General features: G+C 72.0%; 28 protein-coding genes and 2 pseudogenes. 13 read left to right on the forward strand and 17 right to left on the reverse strand.

Features of this window, described 5'->3' with window-relative positions:
- The 3 genes and pseudogenes from AB0J39_RS24240 to AB0J39_RS24250 form a co-directional block, all read left to right on the forward strand.
- Window positions 1-541, forward strand: a pseudogene (locus tag AB0J39_RS24240) (NUDIX hydrolase); the annotation flags it as partial.
- Between the two features lie 43 nt (window positions 542-584).
- Window positions 585-1,679: a hypothetical protein gene (locus AB0J39_RS24245; protein ID WP_363468451.1), complete on the forward strand. Its 1,095-nt coding sequence runs from the start codon at window positions 585-587 to the stop codon at window positions 1,677-1,679.
- 193 nt (window positions 1,680-1,872) lie between these two features.
- On the forward strand, window positions 1,873-2,979 hold the full coding sequence (locus AB0J39_RS24250; protein ID WP_363468503.1) for an MFS transporter: 1,107 nt from the start codon (window positions 1,873-1,875) through the stop codon (window positions 2,977-2,979).
- Between the two features lie 43 nt (window positions 2,980-3,022).
- On the opposite strand, the gene AB0J39_RS24255 is transcribed toward AB0J39_RS24250, so the two are convergent.
- The 3 genes from AB0J39_RS24255 to AB0J39_RS24265 all read right to left on the reverse strand — a co-directional run bounded on the left by AB0J39_RS24255 (window position 3,023) and on the right by AB0J39_RS24265 (window position 5,770).
- Window positions 3,023-4,351 (reverse strand): family 16 glycosylhydrolase, encoded by a 1,329-nt coding sequence (locus AB0J39_RS24255; RefSeq protein ID WP_363468453.1) that lies wholly within the window; start codon window positions 4,349-4,351, stop codon window positions 3,023-3,025.
- Window positions 4,352-4,430: 79 nt separating this feature from the next.
- Window positions 4,431-5,276 carry an MBL fold metallo-hydrolase gene (locus AB0J39_RS24260; RefSeq protein ID WP_363468455.1) on the reverse strand — a complete coding sequence of 282 codons (846 nt, stop codon included), beginning with the start codon at window positions 5,274-5,276 and terminating at the stop codon, window positions 4,431-4,433.
- Between the two features lie 68 nt (window positions 5,277-5,344).
- Window positions 5,345-5,770, reverse strand: a complete 426-nt coding sequence (locus AB0J39_RS24265; protein WP_363468457.1) for a nuclear transport factor 2 family protein — start codon at window positions 5,768-5,770, stop codon at window positions 5,345-5,347.
- Here AB0J39_RS24265 and AB0J39_RS24270 point away from each other — a divergent pair.
- Both AB0J39_RS24270 and AB0J39_RS24275 read left to right on the forward strand, forming a co-directional pair.
- Window positions 5,769-6,053, forward strand: a pseudogene (locus AB0J39_RS24270) (sigma factor); the annotation flags it as partial. The gene AB0J39_RS24265 and the pseudogene AB0J39_RS24270 sit on opposite strands and share 2 nt — an antisense overlap.
- A gap of 43 nt (window positions 6,054-6,096) precedes the next feature.
- A complete protein-coding gene (locus AB0J39_RS24275) occupies window positions 6,097-6,276 on the forward strand; it encodes a hypothetical protein (RefSeq protein WP_363468458.1) in 180 nt (59 codons plus the stop codon).
- Here AB0J39_RS24275 and AB0J39_RS24280 read toward each other — a convergent pair.
- Window positions 6,273-6,953 carry an alpha/beta hydrolase gene (locus AB0J39_RS24280; protein WP_363468460.1) on the reverse strand — a complete coding sequence of 227 codons (681 nt, stop codon included), beginning with the start codon at window positions 6,951-6,953 and terminating at the stop codon, window positions 6,273-6,275. The genes AB0J39_RS24275 and AB0J39_RS24280 overlap by 4 nt on opposite strands.
- Window positions 6,954-7,099: 146 nt before the next feature.
- Between AB0J39_RS24280 and AB0J39_RS24285 the strand changes: the two genes are divergently transcribed.
- The gene (locus AB0J39_RS24285) at window positions 7,100-8,341 is read left to right on the forward strand and encodes an MFS transporter (RefSeq protein WP_363468462.1); all 1,242 of its coding nucleotides are present in this window, start codon (window positions 7,100-7,102) and stop codon (window positions 8,339-8,341) included.
- Window positions 8,342-8,381: 40 nt separating this feature from the next.
- On the forward strand, window positions 8,382-9,200 hold the full coding sequence (locus AB0J39_RS24290) for a PIG-L family deacetylase (protein WP_363468464.1): 819 nt from the start codon (window positions 8,382-8,384) through the stop codon (window positions 9,198-9,200).
- 5 nt (window positions 9,201-9,205) lie between these two features.
- On the opposite strand, the gene AB0J39_RS24295 is transcribed toward AB0J39_RS24290, so the two are convergent.
- From AB0J39_RS24295 to AB0J39_RS24315, 5 genes are read right to left on the reverse strand one after another with little or no spacing between them, the layout of a single operon-like run.
- Complete coding sequence (locus AB0J39_RS24295) at window positions 9,206-10,075, reverse strand: ATP-binding cassette domain-containing protein (RefSeq protein ID WP_363468466.1); 870 nt, start codon at window positions 10,073-10,075, stop codon at window positions 9,206-9,208.
- Between the two features lie 15 nt (window positions 10,076-10,090).
- Window positions 10,091-10,882 carry a hypothetical protein gene (locus AB0J39_RS24300; protein ID WP_363468468.1) on the reverse strand — a complete coding sequence of 264 codons (792 nt, stop codon included), beginning with the start codon at window positions 10,880-10,882 and terminating at the stop codon, window positions 10,091-10,093.
- Window positions 10,879-11,571 carry a hypothetical protein gene (locus AB0J39_RS24305; RefSeq protein WP_363468470.1) on the reverse strand — a complete coding sequence of 231 codons (693 nt, stop codon included), beginning with the start codon at window positions 11,569-11,571 and terminating at the stop codon, window positions 10,879-10,881. The genes AB0J39_RS24300 and AB0J39_RS24305 overlap by 4 nt, the downstream gene beginning before the upstream one ends.
- Window positions 11,572-11,621: 50 nt before the next feature.
- A complete protein-coding gene (locus AB0J39_RS24310) occupies window positions 11,622-12,587 on the reverse strand; it encodes a hypothetical protein (protein ID WP_363468472.1) in 966 nt (321 codons plus the stop codon).
- Window positions 12,584-13,138 (reverse strand): sigma-70 family RNA polymerase sigma factor, encoded by a 555-nt coding sequence (locus tag AB0J39_RS24315; protein ID WP_363468474.1) that lies wholly within the window; start codon window positions 13,136-13,138, stop codon window positions 12,584-12,586. Before AB0J39_RS24315 ends, AB0J39_RS24310 begins: the two co-directional genes overlap by 4 nt.
- 294 nt (window positions 13,139-13,432) lie before the next feature.
- Between AB0J39_RS24315 and AB0J39_RS24320 the strand changes: the two genes are divergently transcribed.
- Window positions 13,433-13,678 carry a hypothetical protein gene (locus AB0J39_RS24320; RefSeq protein ID WP_363468476.1) on the forward strand — a complete coding sequence of 82 codons (246 nt, stop codon included), beginning with the start codon at window positions 13,433-13,435 and terminating at the stop codon, window positions 13,676-13,678.
- Window positions 13,679-13,682: 4 nt separating this feature from the next.
- Here AB0J39_RS24320 and AB0J39_RS24325 read toward each other — a convergent pair whose 3' ends face one another.
- Together AB0J39_RS24325 and AB0J39_RS24330 are read right to left on the reverse strand one after the other, a co-directional pair.
- A complete protein-coding gene (locus tag AB0J39_RS24325; protein WP_363468478.1) occupies window positions 13,683-14,621 on the reverse strand; it encodes an alpha/beta fold hydrolase in 939 nt (312 codons plus the stop codon).
- A gap of 14 nt (window positions 14,622-14,635) precedes the next feature.
- Window positions 14,636-14,977 carry a hypothetical protein gene (locus AB0J39_RS24330; RefSeq protein ID WP_363468480.1) on the reverse strand — a complete coding sequence of 114 codons (342 nt, stop codon included), beginning with the start codon at window positions 14,975-14,977 and terminating at the stop codon, window positions 14,636-14,638.
- Window positions 14,978-15,058: 81 nt separating this feature from the next.
- Between AB0J39_RS24330 and AB0J39_RS24335 the strand changes: the two genes are divergently transcribed.
- Window positions 15,059-15,580, forward strand: a complete 522-nt coding sequence (locus tag AB0J39_RS24335; RefSeq protein ID WP_363468482.1) for a helix-turn-helix domain-containing protein — start codon at window positions 15,059-15,061, stop codon at window positions 15,578-15,580.
- Between the two features lie 118 nt (window positions 15,581-15,698).
- The gene (locus AB0J39_RS24340; RefSeq protein ID WP_363468484.1) at window positions 15,699-16,298 is read left to right on the forward strand and encodes a hypothetical protein; all 600 of its coding nucleotides are present in this window, start codon (window positions 15,699-15,701) and stop codon (window positions 16,296-16,298) included.
- A 33-nt stretch (window positions 16,299-16,331) separates the two neighbouring features.
- On the opposite strand, the gene AB0J39_RS24345 is transcribed toward AB0J39_RS24340, so the two are convergent.
- The gene (locus tag AB0J39_RS24345) at window positions 16,332-17,288 is read right to left on the reverse strand and encodes a WYL domain-containing protein (protein WP_363468486.1); all 957 of its coding nucleotides are present in this window, start codon (window positions 17,286-17,288) and stop codon (window positions 16,332-16,334) included.
- A 59-nt stretch (window positions 17,289-17,347) separates the two neighbouring features.
- On the opposite strand from AB0J39_RS24345, the gene AB0J39_RS24350 reads away from it, so the two are divergent.
- On the forward strand, window positions 17,348-17,893 hold the full coding sequence (locus tag AB0J39_RS24350; protein ID WP_363468488.1) for a DinB family protein: 546 nt from the start codon (window positions 17,348-17,350) through the stop codon (window positions 17,891-17,893).
- A complete protein-coding gene (locus AB0J39_RS24355) occupies window positions 17,890-18,504 on the forward strand; it encodes a GNAT family N-acetyltransferase (protein WP_363468489.1) in 615 nt (204 codons plus the stop codon). The genes AB0J39_RS24350 and AB0J39_RS24355 overlap by 4 nt, the downstream gene beginning before the upstream one ends.
- Here AB0J39_RS24355 and AB0J39_RS24360 read toward each other — a convergent pair whose 3' ends face one another.
- A complete protein-coding gene (locus tag AB0J39_RS24360) occupies window positions 18,505-21,417 on the reverse strand; it encodes a TIR domain-containing protein (RefSeq protein WP_363468491.1) in 2,913 nt (970 codons plus the stop codon). It abuts the gene before it with no gap.
- A gap of 195 nt (window positions 21,418-21,612) precedes the next feature.
- Window positions 21,613-22,347 (reverse strand): alanyl-tRNA editing protein, encoded by a 735-nt coding sequence (locus AB0J39_RS24365; protein WP_363468493.1) that lies wholly within the window; start codon window positions 22,345-22,347, stop codon window positions 21,613-21,615.
- A gap of 172 nt (window positions 22,348-22,519) precedes the next feature.
- On the opposite strand from AB0J39_RS24365, the gene AB0J39_RS24370 reads away from it, so the two are divergent.
- Complete coding sequence (locus tag AB0J39_RS24370) at window positions 22,520-23,089, forward strand: hypothetical protein (protein WP_363468495.1); 570 nt, start codon at window positions 22,520-22,522, stop codon at window positions 23,087-23,089.
- Between the two features lie 23 nt (window positions 23,090-23,112).
- Here the strand turns inward: AB0J39_RS24370 and AB0J39_RS24375 are convergent, their stop codons facing one another.
- The 3 genes from AB0J39_RS24375 to AB0J39_RS24385 all read right to left on the reverse strand — a co-directional run.
- Complete coding sequence (locus AB0J39_RS24375) at window positions 23,113-24,555, reverse strand: hypothetical protein (protein WP_363468497.1); 1,443 nt, start codon at window positions 24,553-24,555, stop codon at window positions 23,113-23,115.
- Between the two features lie 242 nt (window positions 24,556-24,797).
- The gene (locus AB0J39_RS24380; protein ID WP_363468499.1) at window positions 24,798-25,862 is read right to left on the reverse strand and encodes a serine hydrolase domain-containing protein; all 1,065 of its coding nucleotides are present in this window, start codon (window positions 25,860-25,862) and stop codon (window positions 24,798-24,800) included.
- Window positions 25,863-25,940: 78 nt separating this feature from the next.
- Window positions 25,941-26,515, reverse strand: a 575-nt coding sequence (locus AB0J39_RS24385; RefSeq protein WP_363468501.1) for a response regulator transcription factor, incomplete at its 5' end; no start/stop codon positions are given.

Here is a 26,515-nt window from a genome sequence, read left to right on the forward strand (position 1 = left end):
GCTCGACGCCGCGCCCGCCAACGGCGAGAGCGCCGACATGCGCTGGGTGGCGGCCGACGAGGTCGCGTTGAAGGAGCTTCATCCGGGCTTCGCCGACTCGTGGCCGAGGATCCGGCCCGCGCTGAGCCCGGTGGTCGTCGTCCTCGACATGGCCAACATCGTCGGCGCGCGCGCCGAGCACGGCTGGTGGAACGACCGTGCCGGCGCCGCGAACCGCCTGCTCAACGAGCTGATCCCGCTCTGCGGGCAGGGCCTCGGCGAGATGCCGGAGGGCGTTCCCGCGCTGTCCCGGTGGTTCCCGCGCATGGTCGCGGTGCTCGAAGGGGCGGCGGCCGGCGCCGCCGACCCGGGGCCGGTGACCGGTGACCTGACGGTCGTGGTCGCCGGCGGCAGCGGGGACGACGCGATCGTGGACGCCGTGCGCGACGTGCGGTCATGGGAGACCGCCCTCGTCGTCACCGCCGACCGGGGGCTGCGCGAGCGGGTGACGGCCCTCGGCGCCCTGGTGGCCGGCCCGCGCTGGCTGCTCAAGCAGCTCTAGGGTCCTTTATGCCTTTCGTCCCATTCTGGGCAGAAAGAACCCTGTGAGCCTGCGCTACCGCCGAATGGCCGCCACCTGGACCGTGACCGTTCCGATCCTCGCCGTGGCGGTGCTCGCGCTGGCGTGGGGACGGAGCATTCCACCCGTCGTCGTGGTGATCGCCGCGCTCTTCCTCGCGAGTTCGGTGCTCGCGGCCGTGCACCACGCCGAAGTCATCGCCCATCGCGTGGGTGAGCCGTTCGGCTCGCTCGTGCTCGCCGTGGCGGTCACGGTGATCGAGGTGGCGCTGATCCTCAGCCTCACCGTGTCGGGCGGGCCGGCCGCGGCGTCGCTCGCCCGCGACACGGTGTTCGCCGCCGTGATGATCACGTGCAACGGGATCGCCGGCCTGTCGCTGCTCGTCGCGGCGCTGCGGCGGCGGGTGGCGGTGTTCAACGCGGAGGGCACGGGAGGCGCGCTCGCCACCGTCGCCACCCTGGCGACGCTGAGCCTCGTCCTGCCGACGTTCACCACCAGCAAGACCGGACCCGCCTTCTCCCCGGCCCAGCTCGCGTTCGCCTCGTTCGCCTCGCTCGCGTTGTACGGCCTGTTCGTGCTCACCCAGGCCGTACGGCACCGCGAGTACTTCGTGCCGGTGGAGCCCGGCGGCGATGCCGCGGACGGGCACGCCGGCGCGCCGACCACGCGGGCGGCCACCGGCAGCCTGGCGTTGCTGCTGACCGCGCTCGTCGCGGTGGTCGGCCTGGCGAAGGTCGAGTCGCCCGCCATCGAGGCGGCCGTGCGCGTCGCCAGCCTGCCACAGGCGGTGGTGGGCGTCGTGATCGCGCTGCTGGTGCTGCTGCCGGAGACGCTCGCCGCCGTACGCGCGGCCCGGCGCGCGCGGGTCCAGGTCAGCCTGAACCTCGCCTTCGGCTCGGCGATGGCCAGCATCGGGCTCACCATTCCGACAATCGCCGCGGCGTCGCTGTGGGTGAAAGGGCCGCTGCTGCTCGGACTCGACGCGACGCACATCGTGCTGCTCGGGCTGACGATCGTCGTGGCGACGCTGACCGTGGTGCCCGGCCGGGCCACCGTCCTGCAGGGGGGCGTGCACCTCACGCTGCTCGCCGCCTTCCTGCTCCTCGCCGTGAGCCCGTGAGTCTGTGAGCCCGTGTGGCGACCACGTCAGCCTCGGGCCCGTGACCCGCCGAACCTCAAGCCCGTACGCCCCCGAGCCACCGAAAAGCCCGATGCGCGGAGATCGTCGGCCGCGTAGGGTGCGAAACGTGAAATGGCGACATTGACGCTCACCTGAACGGGCCCTCGCGGCCCGCCTGTACGCGTACGCGTTCCTGGAGGACTTCGTCGTCCTCTATCCGGTGTACGCCCTGCTGTTCGCCGAGAACGGGCTCTCCCCCGCCCAGATCTCCTCGCTGTTCGTGATCTGGTCCGTCACCGGCTTCGTGCTGGAGGTCCCGTCCGGTGTGTGGGCCGACCTCGTCTCGCGGAGATCGCTGCTCGCCGTCGCGCCCCTCCTGACGGGCACGGGGTACGCCCTGTGGACGCTCGCCCCCTCCTACTGGTCGTTCGCGCTGGGCTTCGTGCTGTGGGGCGCCGGCGGCTCCCTGCGTTCGGGCACGCTCCAGGCCCTGGTGTACGAGGAACTCGGCCGGTCGGGTGCGACCGGCCGCTTCCCGTCGCTCGCCGGACGGGCGGCCGCCCTCGGCACGACGGCGGTGATGGCCGCGACCGCGCTGGCGGGGCCCGTGCTCGCCGTGGGCGGCATGCGCGCGGCGGGCCTGGCCAGCGTGCTAGTGACGCTGCTCGGAGCCGCCGTGGGGCTGTCGTTCCCCGAGTCGCGCGGCGACCGCGACCGGTCGGGCGGCGCCGGTGGATACTTCGCCGTCCTGCGCGACGGCCTGGCCCAGGTGCGCGCGGGTCCCGCGGTCCGCCGCGCGATCGTGGTCCTGTCGGCGACGTCGGTCGCGGGGGCGATGGACGAGTACGTCCCCCTGCTCGCGGAGGCGACGGGGGTGCCCACCGGGCGGGTTCCCCTGCTCGTCCTGCTGGTGAGCGCGGGCGGCATGGTCGGCGGGTGGTTCGCCGGGCGGGGGCGGGGCGTCCTCGCGCCGGCCCTGGTGACCGCCGCCGTCTGCATGGCGGCCGGCGCCGTCGGAGCGTCCGCGGGCCGGCCTGAGGCGCTCACGCTGGTGGCCGTGGCCTTCGGCCTGTTCCAGTGGGCGACGGCGGCACTGGAGGCGAGGCTGCAGGAGGGGATCTCGGACGGCGCGCGGGCCACGGTCACGTCGATGGCCGGGGTCGGCACCGAGATCGTCGCCCTGACGGTCTACGGCGGTTACGCGGCCGGGTCGGCGTGGACCGGCCCCGGACCGCTGTTCGCCGTCGCGGCGGCGCCGTACCTGGTGATCGCCCTCGCCGTACGCCGGAGACGGCCGTGACCGGCGTGAGAGGCGGGAGCCCTTCACGCCGGTCAGACGGTCGTCAGCCGCGGGTCCACTTCTGGTTGGCCCCGCCGGTGCAGTCCCACAGTTGGAGGCGTGCGCCATTGGCCGGGTTCACGTCCGCGATGTCCACGCATCGGTTCGCGGGGATGTTGACGAGGTCGCCGGCCGGGCTGAGCGTGAAGCGCTGGGCACCGGTGCCGTTGCACGTGTAGAGCTGGATCGGCGTGCCGTTGGCGGTGCCGGCCGCCGCGGCGTCCATGCACTTGCCCATCGCGCGGACCGTGCCGTCACCGTTGATCGTCCACTGCTGGGCGGCGGTGCCGTTGCAGTCGTACATCTGCAGCCGGGCGCCGTCGACGGGATTGGCGCCCGGGATGTCGACGCAGCGGCCGTTCAGGCTGGACTTCAGCGCGCTCCCGGTCCCGCCTCCCCCGTCGCTGGTCCACGCGGAGACGCGGACCCAGTCGACCAGCATGGTCTGCGGGAACGACGTGGTGGAGTCGGGGTTGCCCGGCCAGTTGCCGCCGACAGCGACGTTCAGGATCATGAAGAACGGGTGGTCGAACACCCACTGGTTGCCGCGGATGTCGGCCGGCGTGACGCGGAAGTACTCCGAGCCGTCGAGGTACCAGACGATGAGGTTCGGCGACCAGTCGACCCGGTAGGTGTGGAAGGCGTCGCCGAGCGGCGCGCCGATCGTCCGGTTGCCGCCCACGCCGCCGCCACCGGAGTAACCGGGGCCGTGCACCGTGCCGTAGACGGTGTTGGGCGCCTTGCCGACGTTCTCCATGATGTCGATCTCGCCGGTGTTCGGCCAGTTGCCGCCGCCGAGCATCCAGAAGGCCGGCCAGATGCCCTGCCCCTTGGGAATCTTGATGCTCGCCTCGAAGCGGCCGTACGCCTGGCTGAACTTGTCGGCGGTCAGGATGCGGCCCGAGGTGTACTGACAGGTGCCGTAGTGGCACTGGTAGTTGGACGGGTTCTCCCGCCGGGCGGTGATGGCCAGGTGTCCCTGCCCGTCGTGGTACACGTTGCGGGTGGAGTTCGTGTAGTACTGCAACTCGTTGTTGCCCCAGCCGCTGCCGCCCACGTCGAACTTCCACTTGGCGCCGTCGATCGGCGTTCCCGCCGCGGCGTTGAACTCGTCCGACCAGGTGACGGGGCCGATGGCGGCCTCGGCGCGGTCGGCGCCCGCGCCGGCCACCAGACCGCCGGTCAGGCTGACGACCATGGCCGTGGCCATGATGAGGAGCCGGGGTTTGCGCATGGAGATCTCCGGTTGGTGGGGGGATGCCAGCAGGATCTCCGGCCCGCGCCGCCCGCCGGCCTGGGGGCGCCGCGTGCCGGTGTCCAGCGCTTCACGCAAGCTTTGAAGCTTGAATTAAGATGCAACACCCTTGCCGCAGGGGGTGTCAATAGGACGGTTTCTTTTTGACTACCTCGTGTCAGCCCAACCCGGGGACGTGCCGGCGCGGCCGTACGCCGGGCTGCCGTACAGGGAGGCGGTAGGTCTCGCCGCGCATGAGGTAGTGGACCAGGTGCGACAGCCCGGCGTCCCGGACGTGCTGCTGGAAGTCCCTCAGTGGAGAGGCGAACGCCGCGTAGTCGTCGTAGTGGACGGGCAGGGCCGACTCCGGCTGCATTAGCCTGAGCCACTCCACCCCCTGCGCGCCGTCCATCGTCACCGCGAGGCCGAGGATCCGCGTGCCGCCGAGGTGGACGATGCCGACGTCGATGTCCGGGAAGCGGCGCGGGATCTCCGACAGACAGTCGTCCATGATCGTGTCGCCGCTGATGTGCAGGCGCAGGTCCACCTCGCCGGCGTGGGCGAAGTCGAGCACGCTCCCCATCACCGGCGGCATCAGCGAGTTCGCCGGGCCCGGCGCGTGTCGTGCGGGTGTGGCCGTCACCGTGAGCGTGCCGTCCCCGTGGCGCTCGTGGTGGTACTCCCACGACTCCAGTCCGACGGCGTGGTAGAACCCCTGGCGGCGGAGCCGGGCCGCCGCATGGCGGGTGGTGACGATCGGCAGGTCCTTGTCGAGGCCGTTCCTGGCGATCCTGTCCCAGTGGTCGCCGTGCATGTGCGACAGCACGACCAGGTCCAGCGGTGGAAGCTCGGTGACCTTCATCGCGGGCTCGGTGCGGCGGCGGGTGCTCAGCCCCCAGCCGAGATGGGCTCGCTGCCCCTGGTGCAGGAAGTTCGGATCCGTCAGCAGGGTGAACCCGTGAGAACGGATGATCATGGTGGCGTTTCCCACGAAGAACACGGTCGCGTCCGCTGGATCGGGCATGACGCCTCCCCTCTCCCAGACCTTCAGGCTACGTAAACCACCACAAATCACCCGAAAGCGGGGGGTGGTTACCCGCGGACGAGTGAGAACCCGAGCTGGGAGTACAGCTCCAGCAGATCGAAATAGTCCCGGTGGGCGATGACGAGCCCGTCCTTCGCGTAGCACGCCCCACAGCCGCGGACCGTGATCCGCCGGCCGCTCGCACTCGCGACACCGCCGTCGGGCAGGGGGAAGGGCCCGGTGTGCGTGCCTGTCATCGTCCACTCGCTGAAGCCCGGATCGGCGTACTCCACCCTGTTCCAGACCGTCATGGCCATGTCGGTGAAGCCCTTGAACAGGTTCTCCCAGTATCGGACGATCTGCTCGCGCCCCACGTTGTCTCCAAGCGGGGTGGACAGGACGGCGTCGTCGTCGTAGCACGCCGACAGCCGATCCAGGTCATGGCCGTTCACCGCGTTCAGCACGCGGTCCGCGAGCTGCCGGCCGTCAGGCATGCGGATCACCCCCAGGGCGTACACCCACGGTAGCGCCGCCACGGCAAAGGACGTCCGCAGGAGACGCAACACCGCAGGATGCACCGTGCGCGGCGGCTGCGGCGTCCCTGGAATCGTGGACGACACCTTCGACGATTTCGTCCGGACGCGCGGCGGAGCGCTGTACCGCTACGCGTACGTGCTGACCGGCGACGCGGACGACGCGGCGGACCTCGTGCAGGAGGCGCTGCTGCGTCTCGGCGACAGCCGGCGCCGCGTGGTGCGCAAGGACGACCCCGACGGGTACGTCCGCACTACGTGCCCGCGCCCGGCGCGGCCCCTGGCGGATGGTGCCGGCGCGGGCCAACGGTCAGGCCGCACTCGCCGCGTACGCCGACGGCGGCGACGGCGTCCTGCGGGCCCACTCACTCCGGGTCCTCACGATCGGCAAGGACGGCATCGCGCGGAACGTCGTGTTCGGGAGTCCCGGCCTGTTCACCGTCTTCGGGCTCCCGTCCAGGCTCTAACCGAGGAAGGCCAGCACCTCGCGGACGAAGGCGCCGGGCGCGTTCTCGTGCACCAGGTGCCCGGCCGGGATCGTGACGTGCGCGGCGCCGGGGACGCGGCGGGCCATCTCGGCGACCCGATCCTGGGGGATGTGGCTGTCCGGTCCGCCGCCGATCACGAGCGTGCGCGCGGTGATCCGGCCCAGCCGCTCCAGCCACGCCGGGTCGGGCCGGTCGATCTCGGGCCTGATCGCCGTGACCATCGCCCAGTCGAACGGCAGGGGCCCCTCCGGGCGTACGAGCGGGGGCGGCTCACGCGGCACGGGGATCGGGACGTCCTCCAGGATCAGCGTCCGCACCCGGTCCGGCCGCTCGGCGGCGAGCAGGTAGGCCACGAGACCGCCCATCGAGTGCCCGATCACGTCCACCGTCCCGAGCGACAGCGCGTCGAGGAAGGCGAGGACGTCGTCGCGCATGAGTTCAAGCCCGTAGGTCCCCGGCCGTCCGCTGGCGCCGTGGCCGCGCAGGTCGAGGGCGTACACGTGCCGGTGGGCGGCCAGAACCGGCGCGACGCCCGCCCAGTCGGCCATGCCCTCGCCCAGCCCGTGCAGCAGGACCAGCGGCACGCCGCCGTCCGTCCCGTAAGTCCGGTACGCGATGCGAACGCCGTTCGCCTGAACCGACGCATGATCCGTCACATCGTCACGATAGCCACCCAAAACCCCTATGGGAGCATCAGGCACTCCAAGTAGCATGACGCCGAAAACGGGATCACCGTTGATCACGGATACGGCCGATCCCGCATGCCGGGTGGCCGGAGGGCTGCTCGTACGCGGGAGGTCGGGTGTCCGCACTGCGGCGCGAATTCTGGGCGCCGGTCGCGCTCTCCTATGTCACCTTCATCCTGGTCGGTCTCAGCTCCGGCGTGGGCGGGGTGCTGCTGCCGGCGCAGATGGACGACTACGGCCTCGACAAGGCCACGATCGGCACCCAGTTCTTCGCCTTCTCCGCCGGGTTCATGCTGTCCGGCTCGACCGCGGGCCCGCTGATCCATCGCCTCGGGATCCGGGCCTCGCTCATCCTCGGCGGCGGCACGTTCGCGCTGGCCGGTCTCTTCACGGCCGTGCGCCCGCCGTTCCTGGCCTTCCTGGTGGCCCAGATCGTGGCCGGGTACGGCACGGGCATCTTCGAATCGGTGCTGAACGCCTACCTCACCGACCTGCCCGGGGCGACGACGCTGCTCAACCGCCTGCACGCGTTCTTCGGCGTCGGCGCGCTGCTCGGGCCGCTGCTGGCCACCGGGATCCTGACCTTCCTGCCCTGGACGGCCGTGTGGCTGGTCCTGGCCCTGGTCTGCCTGCCGCTGCTGATCGGCTTCTATCTGACCCTGCCCGCCCGCGAGGCCCCGCCGCCGGCGGCGCCCGCGGGGGAACACGCCGGGCCCGCGACCGGCGGGCTGCTGGCCACCGCCTCGCGGCAGCCCGCCGTCGTGCTGGGCGCGGTGTTCCTCGCCGTGTACGTCGGCCTCGAGATCAGCGTGGGCAACTGGGGGTTCAGCTTCCTGGTCGACGAGCACGGGCAGAGCGACCTGCTGGCCGGCTACACCGTCTCCGGTTACTGGCTCGGGCTCACCCTGGGCCGCTTCCTGATCAGCCCGATCGCCACCAGGCTCGGCCTGACCGCGACCGGGATGACCTTCGTCTGCCTGGCCGGGGTCACCATCAGCACGGCGATGGCCTGGCTCGTGCCGGGCGCCGTCATGGCCAGCATCAGCTTCGTGCTGCTCGGCTTCTGGCTCGGGCCGGTCTTCCCCACCACGATGGCCGTGGCGCCGCGGCTCACCGTGGCCCGGCTGGTGCCCACCGCGATCGGGCTGATCAACGGGGTGTCGGTGGTCGGCGGCGCGGTGTTCCCCTGGCTCGCCGGGGCGATCGCCCAGGGGGTCGGCGCCTGGACGCTGCCGCCCTTCGCCCTGGTGCTGGCCGTGCTGCAGCTGGTCATCTGGTGGCTGGTGTCCACCCGCATGACCCCGGCCCCCTCGCCGGCGGTCAGCGGCGTCCCCTCGCGGGATCAAGGGGCGATATAGGGTCGTCGGGGTGACGGTAAACGACACCCGGGGGAATCGAATGGACCGAGAGCTCACCCTGATGGCCGTGCACGCCCACCCCGACGACGAGGTGATCGGCACCGGCGGCATCCTCGCGAGATACACCGCCGAGGGCGTCCGTACGGTGCTGGTGACCTGCACCAACGGGGAGCAGGGGGACGGCCCCGGCGGGGTGAAGCCGGGCGAGCCCGGCCACGACGACGCCGCCGTCGCCGAGCGGCGGCTGGCCGAGCTGAGCGAGTCGGTCGCCCACCTCGGCATCTCCCACCTGGAGCTGCTCGGCTACCGCGACTCCGGCATGGACGGCTGGGAGGGCAACGGTCACTCCGACGCGTTCGCCAACGTCCCGGTCGAGACGGCCGCCGCCCGGCTCGCCGAGCTGATGGAGCGCTACCGCCCGCAGGTGATCGTCACCTACGACGAGAACGGCAACTACGGGCACCCCGACCACATCCAGGCCCACCGCATCGCGGTCGCGGCGGCCGAGATGACCGGCATTCCCGACAAGCTCTACTACACCGCCGTGCCGCGCGAGGGCATCCGGCAGATGTTCGAGTTCATGCGGGCCAACGGCATGACGCCGGACGACTTCGAGCTTCCCGACGACTTCGGCACGCCCGACGAGCTGATCACCAGCATCGTGGACGTCTCGCCGTACGTGGAGAACAAGCTGAAGGCCCTGCAGGCGCACGCGAGCCAGGGCGAGAACATCCCCTTCCTGAGGATGCCGCCGGAGACCACGCACCAGGTCTTCTCGCGCGAGTACTTCATCCGGAAGACCTGCCGGGTGGACGCGCCGGCCCACGAGGACGACCTGTTCGCGGGCCTGCGCGACTGAGCGGCTCAGCCCGGGACGCCCTCGCGCATGAGTGCGACGTAGCCCTCCTCCAGCGACGGCTGGACCGGGACCGCCGCCGGGTCCGGCCTGGCCTGGCTGACCACGCGGTAGCGCGTGCCGTCGGGCCCGCCGACCGCCGACACGACCACGCCGGTGGCCGGGGGCGTCCCACGGGTGACGACCTCCCACGTCGCGCCCTGGGCACGGTCGACGATGCCGGTCACCGGGCCGGTGAACACCACCCGGCCCTCCGCCATGACGGCGGCCTCCTGGCAGGTCTGCGCCACGTCCTCCACGATGTGGGTGCTCAGCAGCACGGTCCGGCGCCCCGCGATCTGGGCGAGGAGCGTACGGAAGCGGATGCGCTCCTCGGGGTCGAGCCCGGCCGTCGGCTCGTCCACGACGACCAGCGCGGGATCGCCGAGCAGGGCCTGGGCGATGCCGACGCGCCGCCGCATGCCGCCGGAGAAGCCCTTGAGCCGTCGGCCCGCGACGTCGGCCAGCCCCACCATGTCGAGCAGCTCGCCGATCTGGCGGCGCCGGGCCGTGTCGTCGTCCAGGCCCTTGAGCAGCCCGATGTAGTCCAGGAACTCCTGGGTCGTGAGGTCGGGATAGAGGCCGAGGTCCTGCGGCAGGTAGCCCAGCCGCCGCTGCACGGCCAGCCGTCCCGCCCGCGTGGTCAGGTCGTGGCCGCCGACCAGCACCCGCCCGCCGGTCGGGGACAGCACCCCGGCCAGGATGCGCATCAGCGTGGTCTTGCCCGCGCCGTTCGTGCCCAGCAGGCCGAACATCCCTCCGGGGACCTCGAGATCGACGCCGCGCAGCGCCTCGACCCGTCCGAACCGCCTGCGCAGCCCGCTGATCATGATGTCCATGGTCTTCCTTCTCTTTCAGGACGACGTACGGCGGGTCATCAGGGGGCCCGCGAACGCGAGGGGCAGGGAGGCGAACACGATCAGCAGGACGACGCTGAGCAATGCCGCGCCGCCGCCCGGCTCGGGACGCAGGAACGAGAGCCAGCCGGAGTCGCCCGCGTAGAGGGCTTTTGCGCCGATGAGCCAGCTCGCCGGATAGTCGCCGATCGGCGTCAGCAGCGTGCCCGTCAAGGACGGCAGGTAGTTGGGGCCGAGCATGTTCCCCCAGAACCAGTAGCCCGCGAACAGCACCCGGAACAGCGGCGCCGAGATGACCAGCGGGCAGACGAGCGCGAAGGCCGCCACGAAGGCCAGGCCCGGCAGCAGCACCACGGCGAACGCCGCGACCGCCCAGCCGAAGAGCGCGAGATCGCCCCGGTGGACGAACTCTCCGGCGGCGGCGACGAGGAGCACCAGCAGGCCGGGCACCGAGGTCGCGGCGACGGACCCGGCGTACTTCCCGGCGACCAGCGCGCCCGTGCGCGCGGGCAGGCTGGCGAGCAGCGACGCGGCGCCGATCCGCTGGTCGCGGACCAGCCGGTCGGCCAGCACCATGCCGAACCCGATCGGCAGCAGCATGGAGAACAGCAGCGCCCACGAGGCCATGACCTCGGCGGCGCCCGTGCCGGCCGGCAGGTGACGCGGCCCCCGGTCGCCCTGCGCGACGGCGATCAGCACGGCCAGGCCGGCCGTGCTCACCCACAGGGACCGCTTGCGGATCTGCATGCGGAACTCGTACCGGCACACGGCGGACAAGCGCGACCTCATACCTCTTCCTCCGTCAGGAGTCGCTCCGGCCGGCGCAGCAGCAGGAGCGCGGTCGTGATGAACAGGACGCCGCAGGCCGCGAGCACGGCGCGGTTCGTTCCCCAGCCGTCGGCGACCCCCGCCCGGCTGGTCATGAACAGGAAGAACGGGCGCGACCAGGCGCCGGCGGCCAGCGCAGCGGCGAAGAGCTGCTGGCACAGCCACACCACGGCGACCGTCGTGGTGGCGAGCACGACGCTGCGGCCCAGGACGGCGACGATCAGGGCCAGACCGGTGAGCCCCAGCAGCGGCGACGCCCAGACCAGGACCGACGCGAGGGGCGACTGCGGCCCGGTCCACGCGCCGGTCAGCCGCAGCACGGTCGAGAAGAGCACCGACAGCACCGCGCCGATTCCCGCGACGACGCCGAGCCTGCGGCCGAGCGTGCCCGGATAGGCGGCCGGGAGCGCGAGCTGCAGTTCACGGCAGCGGTCCACACTGACCACCGTGACCGCCGCCATCGCCGCGGCCAGGGGGACGAGCGCCTCGACACCCGACAGGAGCACTCCGTGCACGGACGGCGGGGGCACGCCGAAGCCGGCGCTCGCCACCGCGAGGGCGACGGTCACCAGCAGCGACGCCGGAGCGGCCAGACAGGCCGGCCATCCCGCGCGCCGGGCCTCGTACCGCCACAAGGACGTTGATTTCACGTGAGTGGGTACCGCGCGGGCCGGGACGGTTCACCAAAATCTTGTTCCGCTCAGAAACTCGTCCGCCGACGAGGCAGGCGCGGCGACAGCAGCACCGCCACCGCGACGAGCGCGGCCGCGCCCATGAGGACACCGGCGCCGGGGGTGCACAGCCGCTCGACCGCGGCCGCCACCGCCCGGTCGAGCGCGCCCGTCATGGCGAGCAGCCGGAGCAGCCACAGCGCCGTGGCCGCCCCCACGCCGACCGACGGCCGCCACAGCACCGACAGCGTGAAACTGAGCGCGGACAGCGGCACCAGCGGGCCGAACCACGCCGCCGCGAGACCGAGGAGACCGGCGACCGGCTCCAGCGGCGCGAGCGCGAGCGTGACGAGCAGGCTCCCCGCGCCGATCACACCGAGCACCAGCGTGAGCCGGGCGAGCAGCACCACCCTGGGCGATGTGGGAGTCGCGGCGACCAGCTCGCCGACCGGCTCCCGGTCCGATCCGCACGCCCCCGCAACGGCGAGCGCCGCGGCGAGCGGGATCACGGCGGCGAGCACCTGCGGCGCCAGCCCCGCCGACGAGACCCGGGCGGCGACCACGCCGCCGACCACGAGCGCGGCCACGGACACCACCCAGACCGGCCACCTGACCAGGGTCCACTGACGGGTCAGCAGGCCGAGGGCCCGACGCCACGGCCGCCGCCCCACCTCGCCCGCGTACCTGGGCACCGCGTATTTGGGCGCCGCGTATTTGGGCGCCGCGTCTTTGGGCGCCGCGTATTCAGGCATGGGGTGCGGCCGGGCCGTCGCCGAAGGCCCGGCCGCACCGACGCGCTCCCGGATCGCGGCGAAGATCGACGGCGCGGGTGCGGCCACCGCGGCGGCCCGCCCGGCGACGGCCGAGCGGACCTTCCCCCACGACTCGGCCTCGGCCGCGCACTCGGCGCACGCCCGCACATGGGCCTCCACGGCCGCCGGGTCCGCGAGGGCGCCGGCGGCGTAGCCGGGCAGCAGCTCGGTGGGATGGTTCATCGGCCGGCCTCCTCGACCTCGACGGGCAGGGCGCGGGCCAGCGCGGCCCGGGCGTTGAACAGGCGGCTCTTCACCGTCCCGGGCGGAACGCCCAGCACCTCGGCGATCTCCGCGTGGGACATCTCCGCGGCGAACGCGAGGTCGAGGACCTCGCGGTGCAGCGGGGCCAGTGTCCGCAGCGCCGCGGCGACCGCCGCCGTGTCCGCCCGCGCCAGCGCCACCGCCTGCGGCCCCGGCTCCGGCGACGGCACGTCGAGCGCGTCGTCGAGGGGCCGCGACGCCGGCAGGTGGCCGCGCATCCGCTTCAGCGCCTGGCGGCGGCAGATGCCGAACAGCCAGGTGCGCACCTGCGACCGCCCCTCGAACGCGCCCGCGCCGCGCCACACCGCGATGAACGTCTCCTGGAGCGCCTCCTCGGCCGGCCCGCGCTCGCCGAGGAGCCCTTCCGCGTACGCCAGCAGCGCCCGGGCGTGGCGGGCGTACAACTGCTCGAAGGCGTGCTCGTCACCCCTGGTGACCTGCCGCAACAGCTCCAGATCCGTCGAGTCCATCGTGATGGGTACTGTTCCGGACGCCGAAGTTCACGGCCAGATCGGGTGACTTGGGTCACAAAGACAAGGCAGGGACCGGCGAGAAGCGGCACAGGAGAACTCGCGCCGCCTGCGGTGACTGAAGTGTCCCTGGATCGCCAGCGGCACCGCCCTTACTCTTACGGCGAGAACAGAGGGGAGTATCCCTTCGCGACGGCCTCGTCATCGCGGCGTGAGAGCCCGGGGCCGCCGGTCCGGCCACAGGATGGGCGGGAGAGACCTCTGGTCAGCTTCGCGCTGCCCGGGAGGCCGTTCGTGACCGAGTTCTTCAAAACCGTGGGCATGGGGGCGTCGATCGTGCCCGTCGCCGTCGCCGTGGTCGTCGTGGCCGCCGGTCTGACCGCTATCTGGGCACCGTCGGCCAAGCGTCAGACCCGCGCGGTGCAGGTACTGAAGATCGTCCTGCGGATCCCCTCCCCCACGCGACCGTCTCAAGTGGAGACCCCGCCGAAGACCACGGACCTGGGCGAGTTGCCACCGTTTCCCGGGCGGGAGAAGTGACGCGTCACGATTGCGACGGGCGAACCGGAGCCGACAGCGTACGCGTGAGCCAGCCGGTGACGAGCTCTCGCACCTGCGCGTCGATCGGCTCGCGCGCCTCACGCTTGTACGCGCGCAGCGACGGCGTCCCCGGCTGCCTGCGCAGGATGTGGCTGAGATCGGGGATCAGGTGGGTCTCGATCGGTCCCGGCACCAGCTCCGCCATGCGGGCGAGATCCCCGGGGTCGACCTGGAGGTCCTTGTCACCCGTGACGGCCAGCACCGGCGCCTTGATCAGGGCGAGGTCGGCCGCCGGATCGTAGTCGAGGAACTCGCGGGTCCAGCGGGCGTTCACCCGGACTCCGCCGATCCGTGCGACGTCGGTCGTCGTACGGCGGATGCGCTCGTGGTTCTTGGTCACCTTGGTGACCAGGTCGGTGCGGGTGAGGCGCAGCACCGCGCGGACGAACGCCGGCATGGTCGGCGCGAGACGCGCGGCCTGCCAGCGCAGTGTCTCGGCACCGATCTTGGCGGCGCCGGACAGCAGCACGACCGCCGCCACCGCGGTGTCGTGGGCGGCGAGATTCGTCGCGATCAGCGCGCCCTCGCTGTGCCCCGCCAGCGCCACGCGGCCGGAGTCGATCTCCGGACGGTCGCGGAGCGCGGCCAGCGCGGCCGCGGCGTCGTCCATGTTGTCGCGGAACCCGGCCGCCAGGAAACCGCCGGTGCTGGCCCCCACCCCGCGCTTGTCGTAGCGGAGTGACGCGATCCCGGCGGCGGCCAGCGCCTCCGCCAGCTGACGGGTCACCCCGAGGGGAAGCCGCCGATGGTCGGAGTCACGGTTCACCGGTCCCGAGCCGGGGACCAGCAGCGCCGCCGGGAAGGGGCCGTCGCCGGCGGGCAGGGTCAGCGTGGCGGCGAGCCGCTCGCCGGCCGAGGTGAAGGTGAGGTCGATGTCGCACATCGCGCCGGCCTGTCTCAGGCGCCGGTGAGGGCGGCGACCACGGCGCGGGGGTCGTCCACGCCCAGCAGCAGCGAGGCGTAGCCGTGCCCGTCGAGGTGGATCCGCACCGCCGGCTGACCGCTGCGCACGTCGACGAACTCCCTGCCCGCGCGGCTGTGCCAGGTGCCGAGCTTGCGGTGCCCGGGCAGGCCGAGGCCGGTGCGCACGCCCCGGGTCGCGCCGAGCGCGTCGTCCACGATCTCGGTGGACCGCACCGCCGCCCGCGGGACACGCAGGTCGGTGCGCAGAGCGGCGGCCTTCTCGACGGCGGAGAGGCGGACTTCGATGGCGTCGGGGGTGATGGTCACGGTGCTCATGGCGTTTCCTCGCAGTCGTGCTGTGGTGAGGATGATTGTTCTCGATTGTGAGAATGATGTCAAATGTGAGAACGTGGGATCATGACGACGGCCGAGCTGCTGCTGCACCCCATCCGGCTGCGCATCGTCCAGGCGCTCCTGGGCGAGCGGACGCTGACGACGGCCGACCTTCGCGCGGAGCTCCCCGACGTGCCGCCGGCGACCCTCTACAGGCAGGTCGCGGCGCTGGTCGAGGGCGAGGTCCTGGAGGTCGCGGCCGAGCGCAAGGTGCGGGGCACCTTCGAACGGACCTACCGGCTGCGTACGGCCAACGCGAACGTCGGCGCCCAGGAGGCGGCCGGGCTGGGCGCTGAGGAACATCGCCAGGCGTTCATGACGTTCGTCGCGCTCCTCCTGGCCGACTTCGACCGCTACCTCACCCGGGACGACATCGACCTCGGCCGCGACGGCGTGGGATTCCGGCAGGCGGCCATGTACCTCAGCGACGAGGAGTTCCAGGACTTCCTGCGGGACCTGCGACAGGTGCTCCTGGCCAGGCTCGCCAACCAGCCCGCACCGGGCCGCACCCGGCGCCTCCTGTCCACCATCGTGATGCCGGGCTGAGACAGCGGCCCCAAGTGCCCGTCAAGCACTCCACACGACACGATGGAGACCACGTCAAGACGGTCTCTCTAGCGTCGTCGGCGCAAGGACACGCCTGACGAACGAGGAGAGACACCACATGCGCAAGCTCACGCGAACGGGCGCGGTCGCGGCGATCGCCGCCGCCGCCGCACTCACGGTCCCCGTCGCCCCGGCCTTCGCCGAGGAGACCGTGGTCATGACGAACTCGACCTCCGTCCAGCCGGGGATGACGGTCTACGTGTCGAGGACCTGTCCGTCGACGAAGCCGTATCCGGTGACGACCCGGACCTCGTCCGTCGCCAAGGACACCTGGGACGGGGGTGAGCTGGACTACAAGGGCATCACCGTGAACGGACGCGAGGTGAAGGTGACGTTCGCCAACTCGCAGTCGAAGACGGACAAGTACGCGTCCGCCATCCTGGTGAAGATCGAGGTGCTCTGCTCCAACGTGCGGCACGAGCCCATGACCGGCTTCGAGTTCATGCAGAGCACGAGGATCCCGCCGGGCGGCGACGCCCTGCTCATGGTGGCCTGCCCGCCCAGCCACCCGCACCTCAGCGGTGCCGACGGGCGGCGCCCCGCCAACGTCAGCATCACGTCGGTCCAGTCCGACGAACATTCGCAGGCGGTCTGGTTCCAGAACGACGACTTCATGCACGAGGGCTGGGCCGAACTCTGGGCCACATGCTCCGCCTAGCCGGCCGGGCCCCGCTTCCCAGGACCCGGCGTTTCAGGACCCGGCGTGCAGGAGGCGCCGCCCCAGGGCTTCGGCGGCCTCGCGCAGTTCGCGTGATCCGACGATGCGGAAAGGCGCCCGGATCGCGGTGAGCTGCCGGACGTACCAGTCCGGCTCGTCCGTGCTGCCGACCAGGCGCGTGGTGGTCGCGTCGATCGGCTCGCGCCGGCCCAGGCTGCGCGGGATCCATTCGGCCACGGCCTCGGCGGGTGCGTCGACGACGACCTCCACCTCGTGCCGCCAGCCTGCCGACAGGTGGTCTTCCAGCATCTCCGCCGGATCGAGATCGGCCGGAGGGACGGCCGGGACATCGAGAACCTCGACGTCCGCCACCTTGTCCACCCGGAGCACCCGGCGGGCGTTCTTCGTGTGCGACCAGCACAGGAGATACCACCGGCCGCGTCGCACGACGACGGTCCACGGGTCGACCTCCATGGTCCGCTCCTCTCCGGGACGGATGCGATATCCGAGCCGCAGCCGGTGCTGCGCGGCGCAGGCCTGGGCGAGGGCGGCGGTGGTCTCCGGGCCGGGCGTCCTGACCCCGGGCTCGGGGTGTCTCGCGCTCAGGCTCCGCACCGCGGCGGCCGGCTCCGCGACCGCCTCGGGCAGCACCCGCAGGATCTTGCCGAGCGCGACGCCCACGGGGTCGGCCGGATCCGCCGCGTCGTCGTGGTGGCCGTCCAGCACGGCCATCACCAGCCCGAGCGCCTCGGCCGGTGTGAACATCAGGGGAGGCAGCCGGAGCCCCCGGCCGACGCGGTATCCCCCGTGCGGGCCTCGTTCGGACTCGATCGGGATGCCGGCCTCGCGCAGGATGCCGACGTAGCGCCGGGCCGCCCGCTCGGAGACACCCAGCCGGCCGGCCAGCCGTTCCGCGGTGATGCCGGGACTGTTCTGGATCAGTTCGAGGAGCAGGAGGGCCCGGGCGGTGGGGCTCTCGTCTCGTGTCATTCGGCAACCCGTCGGATTCCGGAAGGGGATCGTCCGGAAATGACCGTAGCCTGTCCGCCATGACCGAGAACGTCCTTCGTGAGCCGCCGGTCGCGGGCGACGAGATCGACACGCTCATCGGGTCGCTGGAACGCCAGCGCCGGCTGTTCGCGTGGAAGTGCGGCGGGCTCGACGCGGCGGGCCTGCGGGCGACCGCCGCCGCGTCGTCCATGACCCTGGGAGGGCTGCTCAAGCACCTGGCCCTGGTGGAGGACGACATGTTCTCCCAGAAGCTGTTCGGGCGGCCGCCGTCGCCGCCGTGGGACACGGTCGACTTCGACGCCGACCCCGACTGGGAGTGGCGTACGGCCGCCGGCGACACGCCCGAGCAGTTGACGACGTTGTGGCAGGACGCGGTGGCCCGCTCCCGGGCCGGCGTACGGCAGGCACTGGCCGAGGGCGGCCTCGGACGGCTCGCGGCGTACACCAACTCACGCGGCGAGTCGCCCAGCCTGCGCCGCCTGCTGATCGACATGATCGAGGAGTACGCCCGCCACCTCGGGCACGCCGACCTCATCCGCGAGTCCGTCGACGGCCTGGTCGGAGAGGACCAGCCGGCGGAATGAGGCAGGACAGCACGGAACCGATCCCCGTCGACCGGCTCGTCGTCGTTCCCGCGAACGAGGCGTCGTGGGACGACCTGCAGGCGATCCTCGGCACGATCGACTGCCACTGCCAGCGCTACAAGATCTTCACCTACCAGTGGGGCTCGGTCCCCGCCGCGGAACGCGCCGCGCGCCTGCGCGAGCAGACCGCCTGCGGAACGCCCGCGGCCCGCTCGACCAGCGGTCTCGTCGCCTACCTCGGCGACGAGCCGGTGGGATGGTGCGCGGTCGAGCCCCGGACGGCCTATCCCCAGCTGACCCGCACCCGTGTGCCGTGGACCGGGCGGCAGGAGGACGAGACCGATGACAGCGTCTGGGCCGTGACCTGCTTCGTCACCCGCAAGGGCTTCCGCCGGCGCGGGGGGACGTACGCGCTCGCGCGCGCCACGATCGACTTCGCCCGCAGGCGGGGAGCCGGGGCCCTTGAGGCGTACCCGATGATCACCCGGCCGGGCGCCGAGATCACCTGGGGTGAGCTCCACGTCGGCAGCCGTGACGTCTTCCTGGACGCGGGGTTCACCGAGGTGAGCAGGCCGACACTCAGGCGGGCCGTCGTGCGGATCGACTTCTGATCAGCAGATCGGCTCGCGCGGCCAATCACCGAGATAGAGGTCCCACTCGGCCTGGGTGAGATCGCGCCCGGCCATGGCGCACAGCCGGGTCACGGGGTCGGCCGTGGGCACGCTTCCCCAGAGGAACACGACACCGTCCGGGACTCCTTCGGGGATGGTTCCGTACCATCCGACGGGCTCCTGCCGCGCGGGCGAGGCGACCCCGTTGCCGCCGACGGTCGCGAGGAGCTCGCCGTCGGGGCTGAAGGCCACCGCCAGCGGCGTGTCGCCGTGGCCCGTCATCGGCGGGCCGACCTGCCGGAGGGTCGCGAGGTCCCAGAACCTGACCGTGCCGTCCGTTCCGGTGCTGGCCAGGGTGCCGCCGTCGGGGCTGAAGGCCACCCGCAGGACCTGCCCCGAGTGCCCGCTCAGCGGCCGGCCCATCTGGCGGTGCGTCAGGGCGTCCCACAGGGTGATCGCGCCATCGGCGCCGGCGGCGGCCACGATCCTCCCGTCCGGGCTCGACGCCAGGTCGTGCACGTACCGGCTGTGGGTGACGACGGGACCGCCCAGTGGGCGACGTGTCGCCGGGTCCCAGAACCGGATGGCGCCGTCCTCGCCCGCGGCGGCCAGCAGACGGGTGCCGAAGACGAGGCCGAAGACCCGTCCGGCGCGTAAACGACCGATCTCCCTGCGGGTCCGCACGTCGTACAGCAGGAGGGAGTCGCCGTCGACGGCGGCCAGAGTCCGTCCGTCCGGGCTGAAGGCGAGCTTGAGGACGGTCGAGAGACCCTCGGCGAGGGGCGGGCCCGACTGACGGCGACCGGCGAGATCCCAGAGCCGGATCGTCCCGTCGCTCCCGCCGCTGGCGAGGGTGCGGCCATCCGGGTTGAACGCCAGCGCGTGCACGGTCCAGCCGTGGCCGGTGAGCGCCGTGCCGATCGCCCTGCGCGTGGCGGGATCCCACAGCCGGATCGTCATGTCGTCACCGGCGGTGGCGAGGACCCGCCCGTCGGGGCTGAAGGCGACCGTACGAATCCGGGCCCGATGGCCCACCAGTGGCTGGGCGAGACGGCGATGGACCTCGACGTCCCACAGCCGGATGTCGCCGGCCTTGTCCGTGCTCGCGAGCGTGCGGCCGTCGGGACTGAACGCGACGGATGTCGTCTGGCCGACGTGCCCCATCAGGGGATCGCCGAGCGGGCGGCCGGTGGTGACGTCCCAGAGCCGTATGGTGCCGTCGATTCCCGCGCTCGCGAGCGTACGGCCGTCGGGACTGAACGCCACCCCCCAGATGGTGCCGTCACGGTGGCCGGTCAGGGGTTCGCCCCGCGGCCGGCGGGTCGTGGTGTCCCAGAGCCTGACGGTGCCATCGTCCGCGGCGCCGGCGAGGGTGCGGCCGTCCGGGCTGAACGCCACCCGCATCACAGTGCCGGTGTGACCGGAGAGCGGGCGGCCGACGCGGCGCCCGGTGACCGCGTCCCACAGCCGGACGACCTTGTCGTCGCCTCCTGCCGCGAGGGTACGTCCGTCGGTGGCGAACGCCACGTCGTACACCGGAGTGGGGTTGACGACAGGAACGCCGATCGGACCGCCGTTCACCACGTTCCACCGCCTGATGGTGCCGTCCACACCGGCGCTCGCGAGCACGCGCCCGCCGGGGCCGAACGCCAGGCCGTACACTGCGCCCTTGTGGCCGATCAGGGATCGGCCGACCTGGCGGCGGGTCGTGGTGTCCCACAGCTTGACGGCGCCGTCGTCTCCGGCGGTGGCGAGCATCCGGCCGTCCGGGCTGTAGGCGACGCCGCTGACCACGCCCACGTGGCCGGTGAGCAGCGGGTCGAGCCGCCGGCGGGTGGCGAGGTCCCAGAGGTGGACCGTGGCGTTCCCTCCCGCGGTGGCCAGAACCCGCCCGTCGGGGCTGAGGGCGGCCCTCTCGATCTGCCCACCGCCGCCGAACTCGCCCCTCGCGGGGGCGGCGAGCGCCGTCAGCAGGGCGTGCCGTGCGTCTGAGGTCTCCCCGATCCGCCAGCCGGCGACGGCGAGCAGGCGCGACACACCGATGTCGCTGTCGCCGATGTTCTCGCTGACCACCCCCGCCCGGCGCGACAGCGCGTCCCGCGCCCGGCTCTCCGCCAGGTCACGCTGCCTCACAGCCACCACGGTCGCCACGGCCGACAGCACGAGCAGCACCGCCATCGCCACAACGGTTCCGGTGATGACCCGGACCCGCCGCCGTTGGGCACGGACGTCCTCGCCTTCGAGCTCGTCCTTCGGGACGCCGTGCAGCGGCGCGGCCAGCTCCGCGATCGCGCTGCGGAACGACGCGTTCCGCAGGGTCAGCTGGACGTCCTCGCGGGCCCATGTCATGTCGAGATAGCGGGGTTCGGAGGGGAAGACGCCGTGCAGCGCGGGGTGGACCGCGGTGGATGCGTCATGGTCGAAGTCGCCGGCCGCCTCGTCCCAGGCGCAGGCCCCGTCGGTTACGACGATCATGATGGTCCGCGGCCCCTTGACCTCGATCCACCACTCGATCTCCCTGCCGACCCACCGAGATCGCGCGGACTCGGGCGAGGCGAGGACGATGAGCCATGCAGATCTGTCCAAGTTGTCCCGGATGCTGGGCCACAGTTCCGAGGTGACCGCCAAGCCGGTCGCGTCACGGAAGACCTCCAGGGCCCTGCGGCGATACCAGGGCCGGGCGAACTGCTGCAGGCCATGCTGTACGGCAGGGGCGAAGTGGCCCCGGGCGCTTCGCGAATAGGAGATGAAAGCCGCATACCTCTTGCCGGCATACCTCTTGCCGGCATACCTCGTGCCGGCATACCTCGTGCCGGCATACCTCGTGCCGGCATACCTTCTGCCGGTCCCGAGCCGCTTACCGGCGACGTACCGCTCGCCGGGCGCCACGAGGGCCGGCTTCCGGTCGTCCATGGCTCACCTCCGGCGGCTCCCCCTTCAGTTCATCGGTCGCCGCCTCCCGGTCATTTCGTCGCCGGAGGTGTCACTCGTTCCGGACGCCTTTCCGCCCGGCTCGGCGCTGATCGGCGGCTGTGCTCGATGACGACGCCGGCGAGGAGGGACGGCCCCCGTGCCGAGTCGCGACGCGGACAGGTCGGGTGACGCGGTCTAGTCGGAGATCGCGATGCGCAGACGACGGAAGCCGCGCCCCTTGCTCTCGATCTTGGCGACCTTGATCCTGCCGATCTGCTTGGTCGAGGCGACGTGCGTGCCTCCGTCGGCCTGGGTGTCCAGGCCCACGATGTCGATGATCCGCACCTCGGGGATGCCCTCCGGCACGAGGTTCGTCGCGGTGCGGATGATGTCCGGGATCGCGAAGGCCTCCGCGCGCGGCAGCACCCGTACGTCGATCCGGCGGTCGGCGGCGATCTCGGCGTTGCAGGCGTCCTCGACCGCCTCCTTGAAGCCGGGCGGCACCTCGGGGAGGTTGAAGTCCATCCGCGCCGTCATCGGCTCCATGTTCCCGCCCGTGACCAGCGCCCCGTAGTCGCGGAACACGACGCCGCACAGCACGTGCAGTCCGGAGTGCGTGCGCATCAGAGCCGTGCGCCGCTCGTCGGCCACCGCCGCCCGTACGACCGTGCCGGCGGGCGGGATCGGGTCGTCCGGCGCCGGGACGAGGTAGAGGTCGTCGCCCTTGCGTATGCCCTCGATGCGGGTCTCGACGCCCTGCCACAGCAGCACGCCCTGGTCCGGCGGCTGTCCGCCGCCACCCGGGTAGAAGGCCGAGCGGTCCAATACGATTCCGTCCGGCGTGGCCTCCAGCACGACCGCCTCGAAGGACCGCAGGTCCTGGTCGGTCAACTCCAGCCGCCGCGTCCGGCCGTGCAGATCGAACGTCACCTCACCAAGTCTAGATTCCGTAGGGCACCGGGGCCGACGCGGAAGCATGCCCGAACCACGAGGCGAAAACGATCCGTCGGCCATGAATTCGTCTTATGCGTGACCGACTTCTGAAAGACTTTTGCGGGATCTTTCGGTTTCCACAGGTTCGCTCGCGCTGAAATGAGGACGAATGAGCGTTGTTCTCGCGCTGCTCGGGGTGCTCGCATCGATCGCCGGCATCGTGCAGACCATCGTCGTCATCATCGAACGGGCCGAACGCGGGCGACGAGAACCCGCGAGCGCCGGAGCCGCCGGTCATCCCACCAGGGTCACGGAAGAGCGGCCGCCTCAACGTCCCCTCACGACATCCCCTGCCGACCCTCCCTGGGATCCCGAGATCGTGGGCGCCGCATGGCGTTCCACACTCGCCTATCTCCTGGGGTTCGCCGGCGGTCTGATCTTCCGCCGCAATCGCCGTCCGGACGTACGTTTCCACGCCATGCAATCGATCCTGATCGACCTCGTGGCCGTCATTTATTTCCCAATTAGTCTGATTACAGTCGGTATTTACGCTTCAATACGGTATCCGGGACCCAACGCTCACATTCCCGCGGCCGATGTCGTCATGTGGACCTGGGCGGCGACGTCGGTATTCGGCCCGCCCGCCCTGCATCTCCTGCTGGCCGTCCTGACACTGATCGGAGGCAGGCCACGCATTCCCCTGCTGTGGAAGGTCGCCGCGACCGTCACCGCCGCATGACGACGCGCCTGGACGGCGGTCGGTCACCCGGCCGTTGCACCGTGATGCGCCGGCCGGTGGACGGTGAGCTCGCCGTACGGGCGCAGGGTCGTGGCCAGGTCGCCCGGTTCGCCACGCAGGGTGGCGTCGAGGAAGGCGGCGGTGGCCGCCGTGGTGACGGAAAGCCCCCCGGTGCGGCCAAGGGAACCGACGACGGACGGCACCGGCGGCATGTAGAGCGGCGCGTCGGCGAACGTGAGATGTGCCGTGCCGGGCACGGTGATCCGGTAACTCTCGGAGGTGCTGAGCGAGAGGACCCGCGCGAGCCGGGGGATGTACGCCGGGTTGTCGGCCGGATCGACGGGATGGGTGAGTACGAGCACCGGCTGGTGATAGGGCCGGGGCGCGGGGTCGTGCGGGTAGCCGTCCAGGTTGATCACCGCCGTGAAACGGGAGTCCTGGTGAGCGGCCTGCAGGGCCGCGCCTCCGCCGATGGAGTGCCCGGTCGCCGCGGCCCGCGCGGTGTCGAGCCGCCCGGTCAGCGGGCCGCGGATCTCGCCCCGGTCGACGCGGCCGAGCTGGGTGAGGACGAAACTGAGATCGGCGGCCCTGACCGCCGTCCAGCCGATCGCGAGCCTTCTGTCCTCCTCGTCGTCGCCGCTGGCCGCGACCCGCGTGCGGATCGTCCGCCCGTCGCGGAGCACGACCACGGCCGAGTCGTACGGATGGTCGAGGGCCGCGACGACGTAACCCCGGCCGGCCAGTTCCTCCGCCCAGGCCGTGTTCTGGGTGCGCACGCCGCCCAGCCCGGGAGAGAACAGCACGACCGGGAACCGTCCGGCCGCCACGGGCGCGTCGTGGACGGCGGCGGTGCGGGCCCGCTGCGCGTCGTCGAGCAGGAAGGCGGGCACGCCGACATAGTCGGCCAAGCCATGGGCGACGGTACGCGCCTCGTCCTCCGTACGGCCGAGATAGCGAGCGTGGGGACCGGCCGTGCCCCTGGGCGCGGGGTACCACAGCTGGACCACGACGGTGCGGTGGTCGCCGGGCTCGGCGGTCGCGGGCTCCGGGCGCGAGGCGTCGGTCCACTGCGTCACCGCGGTGCCCACCGCGTACGGGCCGGACGGCTCGGGGAACACGGGCACGGGCACCGCCCAGGCGGCGGCCGCGCTCGCACCGGCCAGTCCGAGGCAGGCCGCGACCACCGGCACGGCGAGCCACCGTCTCCGCCGCACCGGACGTCCGGTGAGCAGCGGAGCCGCGAACGCGAGCGCGACCAGGGCACCGGCGAGTGCGGGCACCGTCTGCCAGCGCGGCCCGAGCACGGTCAGCGCGATCCCGGACGGGACGGCGACCGCCGCCGCGGCGAGCGCGACCCGCCGCCGGGCCCCGGGCGCCCACCACCGCGCCGACAGCATGCCGACGACACCGAGCAGAAGCAGGATCTCCAGGGGAGACATGCCGATTCCCGCGATGGTCTCGATCACGCGACCATCGTTGATCACGTCCGCGATCCCGCGCGTCCCCCTGGAGTCTCCGCTTCCGTGCGACCGCAGTCGCATCGTCGTGACGCCGTTGCTGCCGGAGTCTGATCACCTCACCCGGCGTCGGCCCCGCGTGGCGAGCGCGCCGAGCGCGGCGGCGCCTCGGCTGAAAGGCTCCGTCACTCGGCCGGGCCGCCCTCTACCGTGACCGCGTGGGTAGCCTGCACGGCCGGAAGCGTCCCCGGTTAAGCCGCCGGTCCGCAGAACACCTTGACGGCGATGCCCATGACCTCCGCGGTGGACGGGTTGCGGGTCGAGGGGTTGATCGACAACGTCATCGACCTGCCCGAGTCGGAGCGGAACGCGAACGTCAGGTATCCGATCAGCTCTCCGCTGTGTCCCCACACGGTGCCGCATGGCAGCGCGTAGGCCTGCAACCCGAGCCCGTAGCCGAATCCGGCCCCCGTCTCCACCGTCGTCCGCATCGCCCGCAGGGACGCCGCGCTGATCAGTTTGCCGCCCAGCAGCGCCGACATGAACCGCTCCAGGTCGGCCGCGGTCGAGATCATCTCCCCGGCGGCCCAGTCGAGCGAGGGATTCATCCGCGTCGCGTCCACCAGTCCGGGCAGCGGCTCGTACCCCTTGGCGTGCGGCGACGGCAGCCCCGCCCGGTCGCCCGGCACCACCGTGTGGCGCAGCCCCAGCGGGCGCAGGATGCGGCGCCGTACCTCCTCGCCGTACGGGTTGCGGGTCAGCTTCTCCACCAGCAGCCCGAGCACCACATAGTTGGTGTTGGAGTAGTGCCACCTCCCGTCGTCGGGGAGTTTCCCGGCGAAGGCCACCTTGAGCAGCTCGCGCGGCTGGTAGGAGCGGAACCGGGCGTTCCCGCGCCAGCGGTTGGTCGAGTATCCGGGCTCGCTCATGTAGTCGTACAGGTGGCTCGTGTGATTGAGGAGCGCGCGCACCGTGATCCGCTCGCCGCCCGGCACCAGGCCGGGCAGGTGCCTGTCGATGGGGTCGTCGAGCCGCACCTCACCCTCATCGACGAGCTGGAGCACCACGGTCGCGACGAAGGTCTTGGTGACGCTGCCGATCCGGAAGTAGCCGTTGGGCGACGGCCGTCCCCCGCGCTCGACGTCCCGTACACCCACGGCGCCCGACCAGGTGCGGCCGCCGCCGGAGATCCGCGCCAGGGCGGCCGTCGCCCCACCGCCGGTCACGATCTTTTCCAGGTCGGGGCGTACGTCCACGGCCTGTCCGCCCGCCGCCACGACCGCTGCCACCAGCACGTTCGTCATCGTCTGCATCATGTGATCAACGCTAGGGAGATCGACTTGGCGGCAGAATGCGGTGCTCCGCCTGCTTCACCTGCGGAAAACCACAGCGGGTCAGGAGCCGAGGTAGCGCAGCACCGCCAGGACCCGGCGGCTGTATCCGGTGATGTGCGACAACGCGAGCTTGTCGAAAAGGGCGTTGACGTGCTTTTCCACCGCGCTCTGCGACACGTGCAGGGATTGGGCGATCGAGGCGTTGGTCAGGCCCTGGGCCATGAGCTCCAGCACCTCGCGCTCGCGGGCGGTGAGCCGCGCCAGCGGGTCGGCGTGGCTGGTCCGCGCGAGCAGCTGGCGCACCACCTCCGGGTCGAAGGCCGTCCCGCCCGCGCCCACCCGGTCCAGCGCGTCCAGGAAGTCGCCGACCTCGGCCACGCGGTCCTTGAGCAGGTAGCCGACGCCGTCGATGCTGCCGCCCATCAGCTCGGTGGCGTACTTCTTCTCGACGTACTGCGACAGCACCAGCACCTTGACCTCCGGCCAGCGCCGCCGGATCTCCAGGGCGGCGCGCAGGCCCTCGTCGGTGTGGGTGGGCGGCATCCGTACGTCGACCACCACGGCTTCGGGCCGCTCGCCGGCCACCGCCTCCAGAAGGGCGCCGGCGTCGCCCACCGCGGCCAGGACGTCGTGGC

Source organism: Microbispora sp. NPDC049633, from assembly GCF_040675265.1.
Classification (GTDB): domain Bacteria; phylum Actinomycetota; class Actinomycetes; order Streptosporangiales; family Streptosporangiaceae; genus Microbispora; species Microbispora maris.

Excerpts from the sequence above, each read along its gene's own strand:
- AB0J39_RS24260 (WP_363468455.1), bottom strand. The coding sequence starts at position 5,276 with ATGCCCGATCCAGCGGACGCGACCGTGTTCTTCGTGGGAAACGCCACC.
- AB0J39_RS24265 (WP_363468457.1), bottom strand. The coding sequence starts at position 5,770 with ATGCCTGACGGCCGGCAGCTCGCGGACCGCGTGCTGAACGCGGTGAAC.
- AB0J39_RS24275 (WP_363468458.1), top strand. The coding sequence starts at position 6,097 with ATGGTGCCGGCGCGGGCCAACGGTCAGGCCGCACTCGCCGCGTACGCC.
- AB0J39_RS24290 (WP_363468464.1), top strand. The coding sequence starts at position 8,382 with ATGGACCGAGAGCTCACCCTGATGGCCGTGCACGCCCACCCCGACGAC.
- AB0J39_RS24295 (WP_363468466.1), bottom strand. The coding sequence starts at position 10,075 with ATGGACATCATGATCAGCGGGCTGCGCAGGCGGTTCGGACGGGTCGAG.
- AB0J39_RS24300 (WP_363468468.1), bottom strand. The coding sequence starts at position 10,882 with ATGAGGTCGCGCTTGTCCGCCGTGTGCCGGTACGAGTTCCGCATGCAG.
- AB0J39_RS24310 (WP_363468472.1), bottom strand. The coding sequence starts at position 12,587 with ATGAACCATCCCACCGAGCTGCTGCCCGGCTACGCCGCCGGCGCCCTC.
- AB0J39_RS24315 (WP_363468474.1), bottom strand. The coding sequence starts at position 13,138 with ATGGACTCGACGGATCTGGAGCTGTTGCGGCAGGTCACCAGGGGTGAC.
- AB0J39_RS24325 (WP_363468478.1), bottom strand. The coding sequence starts at position 14,621 with ATGTGCGACATCGACCTCACCTTCACCTCGGCCGGCGAGCGGCTCGCC.
- AB0J39_RS24330 (WP_363468480.1), bottom strand. The coding sequence starts at position 14,977 with ATGAGCACCGTGACCATCACCCCCGACGCCATCGAAGTCCGCCTCTCC.
- AB0J39_RS24335 (WP_363468482.1), top strand. The coding sequence starts at position 15,059 with ATGACGACGGCCGAGCTGCTGCTGCACCCCATCCGGCTGCGCATCGTC.
- AB0J39_RS24340 (WP_363468484.1), top strand. The coding sequence starts at position 15,699 with ATGCGCAAGCTCACGCGAACGGGCGCGGTCGCGGCGATCGCCGCCGCC.
- AB0J39_RS24345 (WP_363468486.1), bottom strand. The coding sequence starts at position 17,288 with ATGACACGAGACGAGAGCCCCACCGCCCGGGCCCTCCTGCTCCTCGAA.
- AB0J39_RS24350 (WP_363468488.1), top strand. The coding sequence starts at position 17,348 with ATGACCGAGAACGTCCTTCGTGAGCCGCCGGTCGCGGGCGACGAGATC.
- AB0J39_RS24355 (WP_363468489.1), top strand. The coding sequence starts at position 17,890 with ATGAGGCAGGACAGCACGGAACCGATCCCCGTCGACCGGCTCGTCGTC.
- AB0J39_RS24360 (WP_363468491.1), bottom strand. The coding sequence starts at position 21,417 with ATGGACGACCGGAAGCCGGCCCTCGTGGCGCCCGGCGAGCGGTACGTC.
- AB0J39_RS24370 (WP_363468495.1), top strand. The coding sequence starts at position 22,520 with ATGAGCGTTGTTCTCGCGCTGCTCGGGGTGCTCGCATCGATCGCCGGC.
- AB0J39_RS24380 (WP_363468499.1), bottom strand. The coding sequence starts at position 25,862 with ATGATGCAGACGATGACGAACGTGCTGGTGGCAGCGGTCGTGGCGGCG.